At 72.0% G+C, this 16,071-nt stretch carries 17 protein-coding genes and 1 tRNA gene; 16 read left to right on the plus strand and 2 right to left on the minus strand.

Going from position 1 to position 16,071, the window contains the following annotated elements; all coding sequences use genetic code 11:
• Positions 1 to 287 precede the first annotated feature (287 nt).
• Entirely contained in the window at positions 288 to 2,846 is a 2,559-nt protein-coding gene (locus P5G50_RS11890) for an Rne/Rng family ribonuclease (protein ID WP_301208721.1), read from the plus strand.
• Between the two features lie 22 nt (positions 2,847 to 2,868).
• Here the strand turns inward: P5G50_RS11890 and P5G50_RS11895 are convergent, their stop codons facing one another.
• Positions 2,869 to 3,144: a DUF4031 domain-containing protein gene (locus tag P5G50_RS11895; RefSeq protein WP_301208719.1), complete on the minus strand. Its 276-nt coding sequence runs from the start codon at positions 3,142 to 3,144 to the stop codon at positions 2,869 to 2,871.
• A 236-nt stretch (positions 3,145 to 3,380) separates the two neighbouring features.
• On the opposite strand from P5G50_RS11895, the gene rplU reads away from it, so the two are divergent.
• The 12 genes from rplU to P5G50_RS11955 all read left to right on the plus strand — a co-directional run bounded on the left by rplU (position 3,381) and on the right by P5G50_RS11955 (position 11,547).
• On the plus strand, positions 3,381 to 3,689 hold the full coding sequence (gene rplU, locus P5G50_RS11900; RefSeq protein WP_301208717.1) for a 50S ribosomal protein L21: 309 nt from the start codon (positions 3,381 to 3,383) through the stop codon (positions 3,687 to 3,689).
• A 29-nt stretch (positions 3,690 to 3,718) separates the two neighbouring features.
• Positions 3,719 to 3,976 carry a 50S ribosomal protein L27 gene (gene rpmA, locus P5G50_RS11905; protein WP_301208715.1) on the plus strand — a complete coding sequence of 86 codons (258 nt, stop codon included), beginning with the start codon at positions 3,719 to 3,721 and terminating at the stop codon, positions 3,974 to 3,976.
• Between the two features lie 88 nt (positions 3,977 to 4,064).
• Positions 4,065 to 5,612: a GTPase ObgE gene (gene obgE / locus P5G50_RS11910; RefSeq protein ID WP_301208713.1), complete on the plus strand. Its 1,548-nt coding sequence runs from the start codon at positions 4,065 to 4,067 to the stop codon at positions 5,610 to 5,612.
• The gene (gene proB / locus P5G50_RS11915) at positions 5,609 to 6,451 is read left to right on the plus strand and encodes a glutamate 5-kinase (protein WP_301208712.1); all 843 of its coding nucleotides are present in this window, start codon (positions 5,609 to 5,611) and stop codon (positions 6,449 to 6,451) included. Before obgE ends, proB begins: the two co-directional genes overlap by 4 nt.
• A gap of 9 nt (positions 6,452 to 6,460) precedes the next feature.
• A complete protein-coding gene (locus tag P5G50_RS11920) occupies positions 6,461 to 7,741 on the plus strand; it encodes a glutamate-5-semialdehyde dehydrogenase (protein WP_301208710.1) in 1,281 nt (426 codons plus the stop codon).
• Positions 7,742 to 7,788: 47 nt separating this feature from the next.
• Positions 7,789 to 8,025 (plus strand): hypothetical protein, encoded by a 237-nt coding sequence (locus P5G50_RS11925; protein ID WP_301208708.1) that lies wholly within the window; start codon positions 7,789 to 7,791, stop codon positions 8,023 to 8,025.
• Positions 8,026 to 8,037: 12 nt separating this feature from the next.
• Complete coding sequence (gene nadD, locus P5G50_RS11930) at positions 8,038 to 8,640, plus strand: nicotinate-nucleotide adenylyltransferase (RefSeq protein WP_301208706.1); 603 nt, start codon at positions 8,038 to 8,040, stop codon at positions 8,638 to 8,640.
• On the plus strand, positions 8,637 to 10,064 hold the full coding sequence (locus P5G50_RS11935; RefSeq protein WP_301208704.1) for a hypothetical protein: 1,428 nt from the start codon (positions 8,637 to 8,639) through the stop codon (positions 10,062 to 10,064). The genes nadD and P5G50_RS11935 overlap by 4 nt, the downstream gene beginning before the upstream one ends.
• A 61-nt stretch (positions 10,065 to 10,125) precedes the next feature.
• On the plus strand, positions 10,126 to 10,503 hold the full coding sequence (gene rsfS / locus P5G50_RS11940; protein ID WP_301208702.1) for a ribosome silencing factor: 378 nt from the start codon (positions 10,126 to 10,128) through the stop codon (positions 10,501 to 10,503).
• Between the two features lie 74 nt (positions 10,504 to 10,577).
• Positions 10,578 to 10,877, plus strand: a complete 300-nt coding sequence (locus P5G50_RS11945) for a TFIIB-type zinc ribbon-containing protein (RefSeq protein WP_301208700.1) — start codon at positions 10,578 to 10,580, stop codon at positions 10,875 to 10,877.
• Positions 10,878 to 10,993: 116 nt separating this feature from the next.
• Positions 10,994 to 11,069: transfer RNA gene (locus P5G50_RS11950), tRNA-Ala, on the plus strand.
• A 109-nt stretch (positions 11,070 to 11,178) separates the two neighbouring features.
• Positions 11,179 to 11,547, plus strand: coding sequence for a hypothetical protein (locus P5G50_RS11955; protein WP_301208698.1), 369 nt, complete (start codon positions 11,179 to 11,181; stop codon positions 11,545 to 11,547).
• Positions 11,548 to 11,564: 17 nt separating this feature from the next.
• Here P5G50_RS11955 and P5G50_RS11960 read toward each other — a convergent pair whose 3' ends face one another.
• Positions 11,565 to 12,887 carry an erythromycin esterase family protein gene (locus tag P5G50_RS11960; protein WP_301208696.1) on the minus strand — a complete coding sequence of 441 codons (1,323 nt, stop codon included), beginning with the start codon at positions 12,885 to 12,887 and terminating at the stop codon, positions 11,565 to 11,567.
• 116 nt (positions 12,888 to 13,003) lie between these two features.
• On the opposite strand from P5G50_RS11960, the gene P5G50_RS11965 reads away from it, so the two are divergent.
• From P5G50_RS11965 to P5G50_RS11975, 3 genes are all read left to right on the plus strand, one after another.
• Positions 13,004 to 13,630 carry a MerR family transcriptional regulator gene (locus P5G50_RS11965; RefSeq protein WP_301208694.1) on the plus strand — a complete coding sequence of 209 codons (627 nt, stop codon included), beginning with the start codon at positions 13,004 to 13,006 and terminating at the stop codon, positions 13,628 to 13,630.
• A complete protein-coding gene (locus tag P5G50_RS11970) occupies positions 13,627 to 14,628 on the plus strand; it encodes a hypothetical protein (protein ID WP_301208692.1) in 1,002 nt (333 codons plus the stop codon). Before P5G50_RS11965 ends, P5G50_RS11970 begins: the two co-directional genes overlap by 4 nt.
• 62 nt (positions 14,629 to 14,690) lie before the next feature.
• The gene (locus P5G50_RS11975; protein ID WP_301208690.1) at positions 14,691 to 16,034 is read left to right on the plus strand and encodes an LCP family protein; all 1,344 of its coding nucleotides are present in this window, start codon (positions 14,691 to 14,693) and stop codon (positions 16,032 to 16,034) included.
• The last annotated feature ends 37 nt before the right edge of the window (positions 16,035 to 16,071 follow it).

Raw genomic sequence — 16,071 nt, forward strand, 5'->3', positions numbered from 1 at the left:
GGCATGCGCCACGCGGGCCGGACTGGGAGCGCCCAGTGGTCGCGCCCGCTCGTGCGATAATCGTCTGCAGAGTCGTCCGGCACCGCCGGTCGACGCCGACAGAAGGCTTGACGGCGCCACGCGCCGAGGAAGACCGGTCGAAGAGACCGGCACAGACAATGAGCCGGATGCCCGCCGCGCCACCAGCCGGCAGCGTCCGCGAAGGATTACGGAGGGGCCGAGCGCCTCTCCGACGGAGAGTACCCGGTGTGCGGGGGCCCGCCCACCGGTCGAGGAGTGCACCAGCGATGGTGGAGAACGAGAACAGCGACAACACGAACAGCAACGGGACCGACGCGGGGGGACGCAAGCGCAAGGGGCTCTTCGGAGCCCGTCGCGCGGTGAAGCGGACCTTCGAGCCGGTGGAGCGGGCGCAGGCGCCCGGCGGAGCCGACCCAACCGAGGTCGAGGACGTCGAGGCCGTCGAGGTCGCGGTGGAGCAGACCGCGGTCGAGGAGGCCGCCAGCGTGCCGGACGCGGAGCAGACCGCTCCGGCCGGCGACGCGCATGCTCCCGTCGACGCGGGCGGCCAGCACCTGCCGCCGGCGCTGCCCGAGCAGCACGGCCGTCACGCCGCGCCGGCGTCGGCGAGCGTCCCCGGCCTCCCGCCGACGACGCTGCTGTTCCAGGCGCCCGACCTGCCGGAGCTCCCTCCGGCGCCCCCCGCCGACGAGGAGCCCGCCGGCAGCGTCCGCCGCCGCTCCCGCCGCCGCGCAGGCGAGTCCGGCCGCGACGGCGCGGGCGACCCCGCCAACACCGTCGTCAAGGTGCGCACGCCGCGCGAGCCCGAGCTGATCACCGAGCCGCAGAAGGTCAAGGGCTCCACCCGGCTCGAGGCCAAGAAGCAGCGCCGCCGCGACGGCCGCGACGCCGGCCGGCGCCGCCCGGTCATCACGGAGGCCGAGTTCCTCGCCCGCCGCGAGTCCGTCGATCGTCAGATGATCGTCCGCTCCAAGGGCGGCCGCATCCAGATCGGCGTGCTCGAGGACAAGGTGCTCGTGGAGCACTATGTCGCCCGCTCGCAGGAGGCGTCGCTGATCGGCAACGTCTACCTGGGCCGCGTGCAGAACGTCCTTCCCAGCATGGAGGCCGCCTTCGTCGACATCGGCCGCGGCCGCAACGCCGTGCTGTACTCGGGCGAGGTCGACTGGGACGCCGTCGAGACCGGCAACCAGCCGCGCCGCATCGAGCTGGCGCTGAAGGCCGGCGACCGCGTGCTCGTCCAGGTCACCAAGGACCCGGTCGGCCACAAGGGCGCGCGCCTCACCAGCCAGATCTCGCTTCCCGGCCGCTACCTCGTCTACGTGCCGAACGGCTCCATGAACGGCATCAGCCGCAAGCTGCCCGACACCGAGCGCTCGCGCCTCAAGAAGATCCTCAAGGAGGTGCTGCCCGAGAGCGCGGGCGTGATCGTGCGCACCGCCGCCGAGGGCGCCACCGAGGACCAGCTGACCCTCGACGTCAACCGCCTCACGGCCCAGTGGGCCGACATCAGCAAGCAGGTCGAGACCGTCCAGGCGCCTGCGCTGCTGCACAGCGAGCCGGACCTGCTGATCAAGATCATCCGCGACGTCTTCAACGAGGACTTCCAGAAGCTCGTGATCCAGGGCGACGACGCGCGCCAGACGATCGAGAGCTACCTGCGCTCGGTCGCGCCCGACCTGCTCGACCGGGTGGAGGCGTACGAGGGCGAGCGCGACGCGTTCGACGAGTACCGCATCACCGAGCAGATCGAGAAGGCGCTCGAGCGCAAGGTCTGGCTGCCGTCCGGCGGCTCGCTGGTCATCGACCGCACCGAGGCGATGACCGTCGTCGACGTCAACACCGGCAAGTTCGTCGGTTCCGGCGGCAACCTCGAGGAGACCGTCACCAAGAACAACCTGGAGGCGGCGGAGGAGATCGTCCGCCAGCTGCGGCTGCGCGACATCGGCGGCATCATCGTCGTCGACTTCATCGACATGGTCCTGGAGTCGAACCGCGACCTCGTGCTGCGGCGCCTGATCGAGTGCCTGAGCCGCGACCGGACCAAGCACCAGGTGGCAGAGGTCACCTCCCTCGGGCTCGTGCAGATGACCCGCAAGAAGCTCGGCCTCGGCCTCCTGGAGACCTTCAGCGAGGCGTGCGAGGTCTGCGCGGGCCGCGGCGTCATCGTGCACCACGACCCGGTCGTGAAGCACCGCCAGCCGCAGGCGCCGCAGAACGAGCGCCGGCGCGGACGCGGCGCCAGCTCCAACGGGAGCGGCACCGGCAACGGCAACGCCGGCAACGGGCACGCGAACGGCCAGGCCGCGCACAGCACCACCGGCACGCACGCCATCACCGACGACGCCAAGAACGCGCTCGCGCAGATCGCCGCGTCGACCATCCACGCGCACGCGGAGCACGCGGAGGAGGCCGCTCCGGCCGCCGCCGTCGAGCCGCCCGCCGAGGCGCCGGCCAAGAAGCGCCGCCGCAAGGGCAAGGGCGGCCAGACCGCCGAGCAGCAGCCGCCGGCTGCGCAGGAGGAGCAGGCCACCGAGGTCACCGAGCTCGTGGAGGTCGAGGTCGAGGTCGACGTCGAGGAGGTCGCGGTGTTCGCCGAGGCGTCGGAGACGCCCGCCGAGCCGGTCCTGCCCGTCATCGACCTGCCGGAGCCCGCGCCGGTCGTGGCAGCAGCCCGGCCGTCCGCCGAGGAGACGGAGCTGCTGCTCGACTCCGTGCTCGACGCGCTCCCGCAGCCGAAGGCGCCCGGTCAGGGCCGCAGCCGCAGCCGCCGCGCCAGCACGACGGTGATCGCCGGCGGCGAGCTCGCCCCGAAGTCCGAGTAACGCGCTCCGCCACGCGCCGGCGTCAGTGCCGGCGCGTGCGGTCGCGCGCCTTCACGCGCAGTCCGCTCGCGATCAGCCGCGCCACCAGCTCCTTGCCCGGCACGGGCGTCGCCCCGGCCGCCACGAGCTCGTCGTGGCGACGGTCGGGCACGTCGTAGTGGTCGAGGTCGAAGGCGCGCTCCGGCACGTCGTTGGCCGCGGCGAAGGCGTGCAGCTCCTCCAGCGACGCGTCGCTGACCAGGTGCGACCACAACATGCCGTGGGCGGGCCATGCCGGGGGATCGATCAGGACCGTCATAGAATGATTGTAGGAACCGGGAGCCGAATTGACCGGCTGCCCGGGCCTCGGGTAAAGTAGACCGTTGGTGTGTGCCGGGCGTTGATCCGCACCGCCGTCATGGTTTTCTGAGAGCCGCTCCCGCCTCGGGCGAGCGGGCGGACTCGACAGTGATCCCCAGAACAGTGAAGAGCAGGACCAGGTCCGGGCTGAGAAGCCGCCGGGAGCTGTTCCCCGACGAAAAAAGGTACGTGAAAGTGGTTTACGCAGTTGTGCGCGCCGGTGGCCGGCAGGAGAAGGTCGAGGTCGGCACCATCGTGACGATGGACCGCATCAAGGCCGACAAGGACGGCACCGTCGAGCTGGCTGCTGTGCTGCTGGTCGACGGCGACACCATCACCTCCGACGCCGCCGCGCTGTCCAAGGTGAAGGTCACCGCGGAGGTCCTCGGCGACCTGCGCGGTCCGAAGATCGTCATCCAGAAGTTCAAGAACAAGACCGGCTACAAGAAGCGCCAGGGCCACCGCCAGGAGCTCACGCGCGTCAAGATCACCGGCATCAAGTAGCCGATACCGGACCTCGAGGAGAAGAAGACATGGCACACAAAAAGGGAGCGAGCTCCACTCGCAACGGCCGCGACTCCAACGCGCAGCGCCTCGGCGTGAAGCGCTTCGGCGGCCAGACCGTCAACGCCGGCGAGATCCTCGTCCGCCAGCGCGGCACGCACTTCCACCCCGGTGTGAACGTCGGCCGCGGCGGCGACGACACCCTGTTCGCCCTCTCGGCGGGCGCGGTGGAGTTCGGCACCAAGGGCGGCCGCAAGGTCGTCAACATCGTGGCCGCCGAGGCCTGAGCCTCCGCGCCACGCGCAGCATCATCCGGATGGGCGGGCTTCGGCCCGCCCATCCGCCGTTTCAGACACCGTAGGGAGCACCACCATCATGGCGACGTTCGTGGATCGCGTGACGTTGCATCTGCGCGCCGGCAACGGCGGCAACGGGTGCGTCTCCGTGCGGCGGGAGAAATTCAAGCCGCTGGCCGGCCCTGACGGCGGCAACGGCGGCAACGGCGGCGACATCGTCCTCGTCGCCGACCCGCAGGTCACGACCCTGCTCGGCTACCACCGCCACCCGCACCGCTCGAGCGACAACGGCGGCTTCGGGATGGGCGACCACCGCAGCGGTCAAACCGGCGAGGACCTCGAGCTGGCGGTGCCGGTCGGCACGGTCGTCAAGAGCCCGGACGGCGACGAGCTCGCCGACCTCACCGAGCCCGGCATGCGCTTCGTCGCGGCGCCCGGCGGCCTCGGCGGCCTCGGCAACGCCGCTCTCGCGACGACCAAGCGCAAGGCTCCCGGCTTCGCGCTCCTCGGCACGCCCGGCTGGGAGGGCGATGTCGTCCTCGAGCTGAAGACCGTCGCCGACGTGGCGCTGGTCGGCTACCCGTCCGCGGGCAAGTCGAGCCTGATCGCGGCGCTATCCGCTGCGAAGCCGAAGATCGCGGACTACCCTTTCACGACCCTCCACCCCAACCTCGGCGTGGTGCAGGCGGGCGACACCCGCTACACCGTCGCCGACGTGCCCGGCCTCATCGAGGGCGCGAGCGAGGGCAAGGGCCTGGGCCTGGAGTTCCTGCGACACGTCGAGCGCTGCTCCGCGCTGCTGCACGTTCTCGACTGCGCGACGCTGGAGCCCGGCCGCGACCCGCTGAGCGACCTGGATGTCATCCTCCGCGAGCTGGCCGCGTACCCGGTGCCGGAGGGCCAGCTCCCGCTCCTCGAGCGCCCGCAGCTGATCGCGCTCAACAAGATCGACGTGCCGGAAGGCCGCGAGCTCGCCGACTTCGTGCGGCCGGACCTCGAGGCGCGCGGCTATCGCGTGTTCGAGATCTCCACGGTCAGCCACGAGGGCCTCCGCCCGCTGTCCTTCGCTCTGGCCGAGGTGGTCGAGCAGGCACGTGCGCAGCAGGCAGAAGAGGAGGCCGTGCGCCCGCGCATCATCATCCGCCCGAAGGCGGTCGACGACAGCGGCTTCGTGGTCAAGGTCGAGGGCGGCTCGGACGGCCCGGTCTACCGCATCCTGGGCGCCAAGCCCGAGCGCTGGGTCGCCCAGACCGACTTCGCCAACGACGAGGCCGTCGGCTACCTCGCCGACCGGCTCGCGAAGCTCGGCGTCGAGGACCAGCTGTTCAAGTCGGGCGCCGTCGCCGGCTCGACGGTCGTCATCGGCCGCGACAACGGCGTGGTGTTCGACTGGGAGCCGACCCTGACCTCCACCGCCGAGCTGATCACCTCGCCGCGCGGCACTGACGTGCGGCTCGACGCCAACCAGCGGCCCACCCGCAACCAGCGCCGTGAGGACTACTTCGAGCGCATGGACGCCAAAGCGGAGGCGCGGGCCGAGCTGCTGCGCGAGCGCGAGGCCGGCCTCTGGCAGGACGACACCTACGACGAGAACGCGACGGAATCCGAGGAGACCGACCGGGCATGACCATCGACGACCGCAGCCAGATCCCCGCCGCCCGCCGCATCGTCGTCAAGGTCGGCAGCTCGTCCATCAGCGGCGAGAACGCGGGGCAGATCGGCCCGCTCGTCGACGCCCTCGCCGAGGCGCACGGGCGGGGCGCCCAGGTCGTGCTCGTGTCGTCGGGTGCAATCGCCACCGGCATCCCCTATCTGGCGCTGGAGTCGCGCCCCTCGGATTTGGCGACGCAGCAGGCCGCCGCGGCGGTCGGCCAGAACGTGCTCATCTACCGCTACCAGGACAGCCTCGACCGGTACGACATCGTCGCAGGACAGGTGCTGCTCACGGCGGGTGACATGGAGAACCCGACCCACCGCAGCAACGCCCGGCGGGCCATGGAGCGCCTGCTCGAGCTCCGCATCCTGCCCATCGTCAACGAGAACGACACCGTCGCCACGCACGAGATCCGGTTCGGCGACAACGACCGCCTCGCCGCGCTGGTGGCGATCCTGCTCGACGCCGACCTCCTCGTGCTGCTCTCCGACGTCGACGCGCTCTACACGAAACCGCCGCAGGAGCCGGGGGCCGAGCGCATCGAGCACGTCGCCTACGACGACGCGCTCGAGGGCGTCACCATCGGCGCGACGGGGCTCTCCGGCGTCGGCACCGGCGGCGCGCTGACCAAGGTCTCCGCCGCGCGCCAGGCCGCCGAGCGCGGCACCGCCGTCGTGCTGACCGCGACGACCCTCGTGACCGAGGCGCTGCGGGGGGAGGCCGTGGGCACGTGGTTCGCGCCGGCTCCGGTCGCCGCGTCCGGCGCCATGACGTTCCCGGTGCCCGCGTCCGAGGCTGCGGCCGCGTCCTAGACTGAGGGCATGTCCTCGACCATCGCCGCCCCCGTGTCGCTCGACGAGAAGCTTGCCGCCGCGAAGCGCGCCTCGATCGCCCTCGCCACCGCGACGACCGACCGCAAGGACACGGCCCTCCGCGCCATCGCCGACGGGGTGCTCGCGGCCTCCGCCGAGATCATCGCCGCCAACGAGCTCGACCTCGCCAACGGCCGGGAGAACGGCCTCTCCAGCGGCCTGCTCGACCGGTTGTCCCTCACCCCGGCCCGGCTGCAGGGCCTGGCCGACGCTGTGCTGCAGATCGTCGGGCTCGCCGACCCGGTCGGCCAGGCCGTGCGGGGCAGCGCGCTGCCCAACGGCGTTCACATCACGCAGGTGCGCGTGCCGTTCGGCGTGGTCGGCGCCATCTACGAGGCCCGCCCCAACGTGACCATCGACATCGCCGCCCTCGCGATCAAGAGCGGCAACGCCGCCGTGCTCCGCGGCGGCAGCGCGGCGATCGAGACCAACCGCGTGCTCGTCGGCGTGATCCAGCAGGCGCTCGCCTCCACCGGGCTCCCTGCCGACGCCGTGCAGACCATCGACGAGTTCGGCCGCGACGGAGCCGCGCAGCTGATGAAGGCGCGCGGGCTGGTCGACGTGCTGATCCCGCGGGGGAGTGCGGACCTCATCCGCACGGTGGTCACCGAGTCGACGGTGCCCGTGATCGAGACCGGCGCCGGCGTCGTCCACGTCGTGCTCGACGAGAGCGCCCGCGAGGACTGGGCCGTCGACATCGTCCGCAACGCCAAGGTGCAGCGCCCGAGCGTCTGCAACGCCGTCGAGACGCTGCTCGTGCACCGCTCCGCCGCCGACCGGCTGCTCCCTCCGGTGCTCGCCGCGCTGACGGAGGCCGGGGTCACCATCCACGCCGACGAGCGCTCCCTGCCGTACGCCGCCGACGCCTCCACCACCTCCGTCCCGGCGACCGACGAGGACTGGGCCACCGAGCACATGAGCCTCGACATCGCCGTGAAGGTGGTCGACGACCTCGACGAGGCGATCGAGCACATCCGCCGCTACTCCACACAGCACACCGAGTCGATCATCACGAACGACCTGGCGAACGCCGAGCGCTTCCTGGCCGAGGTCGACTCCGCGGTCGTGATGGTGAACGCCTCCACGCGCTTCACCGACGGCGGGGAGTTCGGCTTCGGCGCCGAGGTCGGCATCTCGACCCAGAAGCTGCATGCGCGCGGACCGATGGGCCTGCCCGAGCTGACGAGCACCAAGTGGATCGTCCGCGGGTCCGGCCAGATCCGCGGCTGAGCGGCCACTAGACTGGACTGCGGGCCTCGCCCGGAAAGGAATCACCGATGTCTCACCTGACGACCGTCCTCGCCGCTGCGGAGACCCATGTCGAGCTGCCGATCCCCGCCTGGGCGTTCGGAGCCATCGCCGCCGCCGTCTTCCTGGTCCTCCTCATCGTGGGCTGGAGCTACAAGGACGTCGCCAACCGTCACGGCCACCGCGCCGCCCCCGACGCCGCCTCGCACGCCGGCGCCCCCGGCGCGACCCACCACGGCACCGGTCACCCGACGCAGGGACACTAGTCCTCGCAACGCATGGAGCTGACGGAGAAGAGCCGCCCGCGCATCGGCGTGATGGGCGGCACCTTCGACCCCATCCATCACGGCCACCTGGTCGCCGCGAGCGAGGTCGCGCAGTCGTTCGACCTCGACGAGGTGATCTTCGTCCCCACCGGGCAGCCCTGGCAGAAGGGCGAGGTCACGCCGGCGGAGCACCGCTATCTGATGACGGTGATCGCCACGGCCTCCAACCCCCGGTTCACGGTCTCCCGCGTCGACATCGACCGCGACGGACCGACCTACACCCGTGACACGCTGCGCGACCTGCACGAGGAGCGCCCGGACGCCGAACTGTTCTTCATCACCGGCGCCGACGCCATCGCGCAGATCCTCAGCTGGCGCGATGTCGACGAGCTCTGGAAGCTCGCGCACTTCGTTGCTGTGAGTCGTCCGGGACACGACTTGAGTATTTCTGGATTGCCGCAGCAAGACGTAAGCTTGTTGGAAGTTCCGGCCCTGGCGATCTCGTCGACCGATTGCCGGAGCCGGGTGAGCAGGGGATTCCCGGTCTGGTACCTCGTACCCGACGGAGTGGTCCAGTACATCTCCAAACACCACTTGTATCGGAGCGTGGCATGACTTTGTGGCCTGATCAGCCCAACGATGCGAGCGCGCAGCCGCAGACCAGGCGACAGGCGCGCGAGAAGGAGCGCACCGCGTCGCGTCGCGCCGGCACCGCCGAGTCGACGCCGGCCGGTGAGATCCCCGAGATGACGGCCACCGCCGGCTCCGCCCAGCAGAATGCGCAGCAGCAGGCGGCCCAGCAGCAGGCTTCCCAGCAGCAGGAGTCCGCGCAGCCTCAGCCCGCGGCGCCCGAGCGTCCCGCCATCCCCGCGACCGCGTTCGCCGAGCCGCTCGTGACGCCGCCGTCACGCCCAGCGTCGGCGCAGGGTGGAGCGACGCAGGGCGCAGCACCGCAGGCCGCGCAGCAGCGACCGGCCGCCGGCTCGCCGGGCGGGCTGTTCCAGCGGGCGTCCGACCCGAAGGTGCCCGAGCCGGTGACGCAGCCGGTGTCGGTGCTCACGTCCGACCAGCCGGCCGCCTCCGGTGCCGCTCCCGAGCGCACCCTCACCCGCCGGGAGCTGCGCGCGATGCTGCAGGCGCAGGAGGCCAACCAGGCCAGCCAGAGCCCGCAGATCGCGGAGCCGGTCGCCCCGGTGGCCTTCGCATCGCCGGCATCGCCGCGCCCGCAGTCGTCCGCGCCCCAGCAGGCCGCCGCTCCGGCGCCCGCGCCGGAGGCCGAGACCCCGTCCAGCTCTGCGAAGTCGGCGTGGCCGTTCGCCCCGCTGGCCCCGTCGGCCGCACCCGCTACGGCATCCGCCGCGCACGGCGATCGCACCGACACCACGGTGACGCAGACCGCGGCCTCCGAGTCCCCGTTCACCGCGTTCGGGCTCTCGACGCCCGCGCCGGGCAGCGCGGGGGCGGCAGCCCAGCCGTCCGCAGCCCAGCCGTCCGCGGCGCAGTCGTCCGCCGCTCGACCGGCGCCCGCCGCCGACCGCGACGCCGCTCAGGAGCGTCGCCCGTTCACGCCGCCGACCGGTCACTGGTCGACGGCGGCCGAGCTCGACGACAAGAACGAGCCGATCATCTCCCGCAACGTCGGGCAGTCGACGGCCGCGACCACGACGAACGCGCTGATCCTGCCCGCGATCCCGCAGCCCGACGCGACCGCGCCGCTGACGAGCACGGGTGAGATCCTCGTCACCGGCTCGATCGACCTGCCGCGCGGAATGGGCGCCACCGGCGCGAACCCGCAGCACCTCGACTCGTCCGACATCGACCGTCTGCTCGACGGCGAGGAGAACGAGTTCAACACCTCGGAGGTGGCTCCGGTCCGTGCCTCGCGCGCGATCAGCAGCCACTCCTCGACCCGCGGGGTCATCACGCCGCCGAAGAAGCGCGGCAACACGCTCCCGGTCGTGCTCATGGTCACCGCCGGTGTGCTCGCGGTCGGCGTCATCGGCCTGCTCATCGCCGCCTATGTGCTGAGGGTGTTCTGATCTTCCTGCCCGCCGCACCGCACCCCGTACCCGTCACCGCCCCGCGACCGGAGGACCGCTCGTGACCGCATCCCCGCACGCCCTCGAACTGCTGCAGCTCGCGGCGGCCGCAGCCGATTCCAAGGGCGGCGAGGACCTCGTCGGCCTCGACGTCTCCGGTCCGCTGCCCCTCACCGACGCCTTCCTGCTCGTCACGGGCCGTGTCGAGCGCAACGTCGTCGCCATCGCGAGCGAGGTGGAGGACCGGCTCAACGAGGCGGGCGTCCGCACGCTGCGCCGCGAGGGCAAGGCCGAGGGCCGCTGGGTGCTGCTCGACTTCGGCGACCTGGTCGTCCACGTCTTCCACGAGGAGGACCGGATGTACTACTCGCTGGAGCGGCTCTGGAAGGACTGCCCCGTCATCCCGATCCAGCTCCCGGTCCCGGAGCGCGCAGAGTAACATCCGACGCCGCACTCGGCGTTCTCCCGGCTTCGCCTGAGAGTTCTCTCATGCGGAGCCGGTTCACTGTGGGCATGAAGTGTCCCACCGACAACGCGACCCTCGTCATGAGTGAGCGCAGCGGCATCGAGATCGACTACTGCCCCGAATGCCGAGGGGTGTGGCTCGACCGCGGAGAGCTCGACAAGATCATCGACCGCGCCGGCGCCGGCAGCACACCCGCCCAGCCGCAGCAGGGCTACCCGCAGCACCAGGCGCCGGTCCCGCCGGCCTACCCGCAGCAGGCGTACCCGCAGCAGCACCAGTACCCGCAGGAGGGCCAGTACCCGTACAAGAAGAAGCGCGAGAACTGGCTCAGCGAGCTGTTCGACTGATCGCTGACGCGGGCCGGGACACGCGACGCGCCCGGCCCGCGCGACCGTTTTCGCTCTGCGCCCGCCCATGTAGTACGATCGTTGAGTTGCTTCGGGAGGCCGAAGGAACACCGTACGGGTCTGTGGCGCAGCTGGTAGCGCACCTGCATGGCATGCAGGGGGTCAGGGGTTCGAGTCCCCTCAGATCCACCAACAGAAGGCCGGTCACCGCGAGACGCGGGGCCGGCCTTCGTCGTTCCTGCGCAGAGCGGAACACGCTGTCCAGCTGACGCCGTGACGAGGAGCGGCGGACGCTGGGGTGGTGAGCACCACCTCCGGTCGCCGGGCGGTCTGGGTGCGACCCCTCGGGGCCGTGGCCTGCGGCCTCCTCGCGGTCATCGTGGTCGGCTCGCTCTGGCGCTGCCCGCCGCGACGCGTCGAATCCGGCGGCGTCGCCTACGACTCCAGCAGCTACGTCGTGAGCCCGTTCAGCCGCCCGTCGGCGCAGTGCACGAGCGCGCTGCCGTGGCCCGACGACTGGTGGGCGCCCTGGGTGCTGCTCGTCGCGGTCAGCCTCGTGGCGTGGGCGCTCTTCGTGGTCGTCGGGATGCTGGCCCATTCCGAGCCGGAGCAGCCCGAGCCGGAGCAGCGCGGGCCCGGGGAGCGCGGACCCGAGGAGCGTGACCGCTGACGGGCCGCCGGCGGGAGTCAGCGCGGTGTCTCGATCCAGGTGTGCCATGGGGTGACGGTGCCCACGAAGGCCATCGCGTCGAAGGCCGCGCGCGCGTCCACCGGCTGCAGCTCGTCCCCGTTGAGGGTGCCGCTCGTCGCGTCGAGCAGGGCAGCCGCCTCGCCATCGACGCCGCGGAGGTCGACCAGGTAGGGCTCCGTCGACGCACTCGACAGGGCACCATCCAGCGACGACGGCGCGGCCGGGTTCATTCGCTGGACGAAGGGGGTGGAGTGGCCGGGCCGGTCCTCCGGCCGCGGGCGGTGCAGCCACGCCTCGCCGCCGTCGAACGCGCTGCCGATGACCACGTAGTCGGTCCCGAGGCGGTCGGCGAGATGCTCGCCGACCGTTGTCATGGGGGAGGGGACGAACGGCGGGGCGAGGAACGGCCGCTTCTGCACATGCCCGTTCGCTGCTCCGATCACCACGCGCGGCTCCCGACGCAGGATCCACTCGACGGTGTCCGCCATGGTCGCATCGCGGAGGTTCGCGCCCGGCCAGGTGCGGGTCGGGCCCGCGGTCATCGCCGCGAGGAAGGCGTCGGTCGCCTGGGCGACCTCTGCCGCACGCAGGGCCGTCTCGACCCGCTCGGGATCGGCGAGCGTGCGGAACTCCGGCCGTCGGGCGCGGAGCCGGGCGACGAGGTCGCCGATCCGCGCCGTGAGCTCGTAGCGAATGGCTGCGGGGAGGGCCAGGTACGCCTGGATGGTGATGGCGGCCTGCGCGATCCCGCTGCGGTCGCGCGGCAGATACGCGAACAGGGGGAGCAGGGTGCTGTGCGCGTGGGCGGCGTACGCGGGGTCGAGGTCGTCCAGCAGCCCGAGAGCGGTCTCCACCCCGGTCAGGGCGCTGGCGGCGGAATCGGCGAGGTCCATCCCGGAGAACCGCAGGGGCAGGCCCGAGCGGAGACGCTGCTCGCGCATCCTTGCCAGCTGGTCGAGCTGCTCCTCGCAGCGGCCGAAGCCGTACGAGATGCCGCGCTCGAGGACGCCGCGCACGCCCGCACCGCCGTCGCGGAGCCACCCGTCGACGATCGCGCCCTCGGGGAACCCGCTCTCGAGCACGAGCGCGGTGAAGCCCGCGCGGCGCGCCAGGAAGCGGAACACCCGGTGGCGCAGCTGGAGGAACTCGTGCGCCCGGTGCATCGACTCGCCGATGGCGACGACGCGGGCGTCGCCCACGATGTCGAGGAGCGGCTCCAGGTCGGTGTCGTCCTCGGCGTCCGGGTCGAGCGTGGAGAGGCGGGCGGCGTGCGCGCGCAGCCAGCGCGTGAGGGCGTCGGGGGAGTCCTGCTCGGTCACCCGACGATCGTGCCAGCAGACGTGGGCGGTGCGCCCGGGCGCAGGCGGGACGTTCGCCGACGGCGGAGACGACAAGCACTGGTAGCAGCACTACCGGTAGTGGTACTATCAGCGACATGCAGATCGGAGAGCTGTCGGAGCGGACGGGAGTCGCGCCCGCCACCATCAAGTACTACGTGCGCGAGGGCCTCCTGCCCGCCGGGGAACGGCTCGGGGGCAACCGCACGGAGTACTCCGACGCGCACGAGCAGCGGCTGCGGCTCGTGCGGGCGATGCTCGAGATCGGCCAGCTCTCGGTCGCCTCCGTGCGCGACGTCCTCGCCGCGCTCGACGAGCCGGGGGCTCCGATCGCGGCCACCTTCGACGTGGCGCAGCAGGCGCTGTCGCGCGCGGCGGTGCCGGACGTGTCCGAGCCGACCGCGGCCTCCCTGGCCCGCGTTGATGCGCTGGTGGCGCGCGCCAGCTGGGGCGACTGCGACGACAACATCGGGCGCGACATCGCCGCGCGCGTGCTCGACGGGTTCGAGCGCGCCGGCTTCCCGCTTCCCGACGACTACCTCGACCGGTACGCGGAGGCGGCGCAGGTGCAGGCGGAGGCCGACCTCGGCGCCGTCGGCCTGCTGCCCGACCGCTCGCGGATGACCGAGCTCATGGTCGTCGGCACCATCCTGGGCGACCCGCTCGCCCTCGGTCTGCGCAGGATCGCGCAGGCCGTCGTCACGAACCGGAGGAGCACGCCATGAGGACGACGTGGAAGTCGGTGTTCGCCTGGCACCGCCCGCTGATGACGGTGGCCGCGCTGATGGCGGTGTGCGCCGCGGTCAGCCTGGTCGGCCTCCTGGTCGACCATCGCGAGGTCACCGGGCTGGACGCGTGGACCAAGCCGCTCAAGTTCTCGCTGTCGATCCTGCTCTACAGCGTGACCTGGGCCTGGCTGATCGCACAACTGCCGCGCTGGCGGCGCATCGCGCACGCGACCGGGACGGTCATCGCGGTCGCCCTGATCGTGGAGCAGGCGGTGATCGTCGGCGCCGCGGCGGCCGGCACGACCAGCCACTTCAACGTGTCGACGCCGCTCGCGACGGCGCTCTGGGCGGTCATGGCGGTGTCGATCACCGTGCTCTACGTCTGCACGTTCGTCACGACGTTCACGGTCTTCTTCCTGCGGCTGCCGACCCGCTCGGCGACGCTCGCGGTGCGGGCGGGCGGCGTGATCGCCCTGGTGGGGATGGGGCTCGCGTACCTCATGACCGGTCCGACGGCGCAGCAGCTCGCGGACTTCCGCGGCATCGCGGGCGCCCACACCGTCGGGCTCGCCGACGGCGGTCCCGGGCTGCCGCTGCTCGGCTGGAGCACCGTCGGCGGCGACCTGCGCATCCCGCACTTCGTCGGGATGCACGCGCTGCAACTCCTCCCGCTGCTCGCGATCGTGCTGGCCTGGCTCGGCCGACGGGTACGGGTGCTCGCCGACGACCGCGTGCGTGTGCGGCTGATCGTGATCGCGAGCGCGGCATACGCCGGAGCGCTGGTGGTCGTCACGGCGCAGGCGCTGGCGGGGGAGTCGATCGTGCGGCCGACCGGCGTTTTCCTGGCGAGCGGCGCGACCGTGCTGATCGGCACGGTGACGGCCGTCGTGATCCTGCTGCTGCGGGCGCGGACGTACGGTTCGTGGACGGACCTTCAGCCGGTCGCGCGTCGTGGAGACCCGACCCTCAGCGGCTCGAAAGCTTCTCCTCGGTAGTATTTCGGCATCCCTGCCCACCGTCACGGCGCCCCGGGCGCGCTCGACCTCGAAGGATGCGCATGACCGACTCACCGCGCCGACAGCAGCGCCCGCGCGGACCGGCGCCGGTCCGGCACGGGCGCCTGCCCCGGCGACGCGCCGCCGGGCTGGTCCTGCGGATCGTGGCGCTGGTCGCCGCCGTGGCCGTGGTGAGTGTCGGGTCGGTGGCCGGGTACGCGGTGTGGGATGTGGCCCACTCGGTGAAGAAGGGTGTCGCCCTCGTCACGCGGTCGGGGCAGACGCAGCAGCCGGTGCCGAACGTCGGTGCGATCGAGGGCGGCGTGAATCTGCTGCTCGCGGGGACCGACAGCCGGAGCGACCTCGGCGGCATCTACGAGACGCAGGAGGAGCAGGACGCCAGCAGCGGCGCCGGCAACAACGACGTCACGATGCTGCTGCACATCGCTCAGGACCACAAGAGCATGATGGTCGTCAGCTTCCCGCGCGACCTGATGACGAAGATCCCGGACTGCCCGTCGCCGGACGGCAACGGCACCGTCGACGGCAGCTCGTACGCGCAGTTCAACACGGCGCTCTCGCGCGGCGGGCTGGCGTGCGTGGTGCTGACCGTGGAGGAGCTGACCGGCCTGAACATCCCGTTCGCGGCCACGATCAACTTCGCCGGGGTGAGTGCGATGTCGAACGCGGTCGGCGGCGTGACCGTGTGCCTGGCGTCGCCCGTGAAGGACGACTACACGAACCCGCCGCTCGACCTCCAGGCCGGGCAGCAGGAGCTGGTGGGGGACACCGCGCTGTCCTTCCTGCGCAGCCGCCACGGCGTGGGCGACGGCAGCGACCTCGGCCGCATCTCCAACCAGCAGGTGTTCCTGTCGGCGCTCGCGCGCAAGATCGTCAGCGGCGGCGTGCTCTCGAACCCGGTGCAGCTCTATGCGCTCGCGAAGGCGGCGGTGGCGAACGTGACGCCGTCGGAGTCGCTGAGCAACCCGACGACGCTCGTGCAGATCGCGATGGCGGTGAAGGACACCGGTCTCGACAACATGGTGTTCGTCCAGTACCCGACCGTCGAGGATCCGGACGACGTGAACCGCGTGGTGGTGCAGAGCGACGCCGCCGACGCGCTCAACGAGGCGCTCGTGAACGACCAGCCGGTGCGGCTCACCGGGACGACGGGCGTGGCGTCGGAGGACCCGACCGCCACGGCGACGCCGACCCCGGGCAGCACGGACGGCGGCGGCACGGACGCGGCGACCCCCGATTCCGGCGCGCCGGCAGCGCCCGGCACCGAGCAGCCGGCGGCCCCGGGCGCCACGCCGACGCCGACCGGCACGGGCGCGGTCGACCTCCCGTCGACGATCACCGGCCAGACGGCTGCACAGCAGACCTGCACGAAGGGCAACGACTAGCGGCCGTCGCGCCGCTCATTGCTTTCGTCGGTGGTGG

The sequence above is a fragment of the Leifsonia williamsii genome (assembly GCF_030433685.1).
GTDB lineage: Bacteria > Actinomycetota > Actinomycetes > Actinomycetales > Microbacteriaceae > Leifsonia > Leifsonia williamsii.

Excerpts from the sequence above, each read along its gene's own strand:
- P5G50_RS11890 (WP_301208721.1), top strand. The coding sequence starts at position 288 with ATGGTGGAGAACGAGAACAGCGACAACACGAACAGCAACGGGACCGAC.
- P5G50_RS11895 (WP_301208719.1), bottom strand. The coding sequence starts at position 3,144 with ATGACGGTCCTGATCGATCCCCCGGCATGGCCCGCCCACGGCATGTTG.
- rpmA (WP_301208715.1), top strand. The coding sequence starts at position 3,719 with ATGGCACACAAAAAGGGAGCGAGCTCCACTCGCAACGGCCGCGACTCC.
- obgE (WP_301208713.1), top strand. The coding sequence starts at position 4,065 with ATGGCGACGTTCGTGGATCGCGTGACGTTGCATCTGCGCGCCGGCAAC.
- proB (WP_301208712.1), top strand. The coding sequence starts at position 5,609 with ATGACCATCGACGACCGCAGCCAGATCCCCGCCGCCCGCCGCATCGTC.
- P5G50_RS11920 (WP_301208710.1), top strand. The coding sequence starts at position 6,461 with ATGTCCTCGACCATCGCCGCCCCCGTGTCGCTCGACGAGAAGCTTGCC.
- P5G50_RS11925 (WP_301208708.1), top strand. The coding sequence starts at position 7,789 with ATGTCTCACCTGACGACCGTCCTCGCCGCTGCGGAGACCCATGTCGAG.
- nadD (WP_301208706.1), top strand. The coding sequence starts at position 8,038 with ATGGAGCTGACGGAGAAGAGCCGCCCGCGCATCGGCGTGATGGGCGGC.
- P5G50_RS11935 (WP_301208704.1), top strand. The coding sequence starts at position 8,637 with ATGACTTTGTGGCCTGATCAGCCCAACGATGCGAGCGCGCAGCCGCAG.
- P5G50_RS11945 (WP_301208700.1), top strand. The coding sequence starts at position 10,578 with ATGAAGTGTCCCACCGACAACGCGACCCTCGTCATGAGTGAGCGCAGC.
- P5G50_RS11965 (WP_301208694.1), top strand. The coding sequence starts at position 13,004 with ATGCAGATCGGAGAGCTGTCGGAGCGGACGGGAGTCGCGCCCGCCACC.
- P5G50_RS11970 (WP_301208692.1), top strand. The coding sequence starts at position 13,627 with ATGAGGACGACGTGGAAGTCGGTGTTCGCCTGGCACCGCCCGCTGATG.
- P5G50_RS11975 (WP_301208690.1), top strand. The coding sequence starts at position 14,691 with ATGACCGACTCACCGCGCCGACAGCAGCGCCCGCGCGGACCGGCGCCG.